This is a genomic window from Rhodococcus sp. P4_F3_2, from assembly GCF_056401335.1.
In genome coordinates this window covers 1-1,122 of sequence record NZ_JBFUJN010000094.1, presented here as the reverse complement: position 1 = coordinate 1,122, position 1,122 = coordinate 1, and the positions used below count along the sequence as shown (strand labels likewise).

Annotated in this window: 1 protein-coding gene; it reads left to right on the top strand. The window is 60.3% G+C overall.

Going from position 1 to position 1,122, the window contains the following annotated elements; genetic code table 11:
- Positions 1-350 precede the first annotated feature (350 nt).
- Positions 351-1,122: formylglycine-generating enzyme family protein (locus AC1DWA_RS32895; protein ID WP_477917599.1), on the top strand; the 772-nt coding region annotated here is incomplete at its 3' end.

The window sequence follows — 1,122 nt, the reverse complement described above, 5'->3', positions numbered from 1 at the left end:
CCGCCACCCTCCTCAACACCGCGGGAATCGCCGGAGCTGCACTCACAGCGAGTCGATAGCACCTCACAGACCCTTTCCTCCGACCACTGACGTGGAGACGCCGCGCGGCACAGTTCGGTGGCCTCGGCAAAGCGGTCACATTCATGGACAGTTAGAAGACAAGCCCCAGCTGACCATTATGTGCTTTAGTATCCATGAGTGGATAGACGAACGAGTTTGAACAGGGTTGCAAGTGACTACGATATGATTTAGGTACATATCGCGAGAGGACAACCTCACTCATGGAACACTGTTGCTCGCCGAGCCGTACATCGCCGCATCGCTCCGATACGACCAGCAGCGAAATTCGATTGGGAGCCCAGCCCGAGCAGCGTCAGGCCCGTGAAGACGCGCATGACGCACGCGAGTACGTCGAACTTACTGGTGGCGAATTTCTCATGGGAGATCCGTTCGATGAGGGATATCGCACCGACGGCGAACGGCCTGTGCACCGCGTTGAAGTCGCGCCCTTTGCGATAACAGCGACGACGGTGACAAACACCGAGTTCGCGGAATTCGTGTCGGATACCGGTTTCGTCACCGACGCTGAGCATTTCGGGTCCTCAGCCGTTTTTCATCTGGCAGTGAACGCACCCGTGTCCGACATGCTCGGTAGATCTCCGGGGGCTCCGTGGTGGATTGATGTTCGCGGGGCGGACTGGGCTCATCCCGGCGGGAGCCGTTCTCACTGGGCGGAGGGCGGCCTCGGGGACCATCCTGTCGTGCACGTCTCGTGGCACGATGCCGCTGCCTACTGCTCCTGGGCTGGTGGGAGGCTGCCAACGGAGGCCGAATGGGAGTTCTCAGCACGCGGCGGACAGAAGGGCAGGAGGTATCCCTGGGGTGACGAGCTCAATCCGGCAGGCGAGGATCGATGCAATATCTGGCATGGTCGATTCCCTGAATCCAACACGCTTTCCGACGGGTTCCTGACAACCGCGCCGGTACGCTCGTTCCCTGCGAACGATTTCGGTCTTTTCGAAGTCGCCGGCAACGTGTGGGAATGGTGCGCCGACTGGTTCTCACCTTCGTACTACCGCCGTTCGCCCCGACAGAACCCCCTTGGCCCACGAGACGGTACCT